The sequence below is a fragment of the Novosphingobium nitrogenifigens DSM 19370 genome (assembly GCF_000192575.1).
In the GTDB taxonomy this organism is placed as follows: Bacteria; Pseudomonadota; Alphaproteobacteria; order Sphingomonadales; family Sphingomonadaceae; genus Novosphingobium; species Novosphingobium nitrogenifigens.
The window spans coordinates 1-401 of record NZ_GL876954.1 but is presented as its reverse complement, the minus strand read 5'-3'; the positions used below and the strand labels follow the sequence as shown (position 1 = coordinate 401).

Here is a 401-nt window from a genome sequence, read left to right as displayed (position 1 = left end):
CTAGCACTACTTTGGCAGAAGTTCACTTGGGTGTTTGATGAGGCTGCATCCGCAGTGAGGGCAATGGTCGGGCGGTGAGCGGGCCAAGCGGTCAAGGATGGCCTGGCGCACTGCTGGCAAAGTGGGTTGGGGAGGCGGACCGGGGACTCTTTTTTTCCGTCCCGCCTGAGCGAGCCTTCGGGATTGCAGGAAGGCGTAGGCCATCATCGACATCAAGGCGTGGCGGTGAAGTCCGACCCAGGATCGTCCTTCGAAGTGATCGAGGCCCAGTTCTTCCTTGAGTTGCTGATGGGCTTGTTCGCAGACCCAGCGCGCCTTGATCGCGCCGGCGAGAGCCTTGATCGGGGTGTCGCCAGGCAGATTGGAGAGATAGTATTTGCGCTCGCCATTCGAGCGATGCT

Annotated in this window: 1 pseudogene; it reads right to left on the bottom strand. The window is 60.3% G+C overall.

Annotation, left to right across the window (positions count from 1 at the left end):
* Positions 1 to 6: 6 nt before the first annotated feature.
* Positions 7 to 401: pseudogene (locus Y88_RS19060) on the bottom strand (hypothetical protein); the annotation flags it as partial.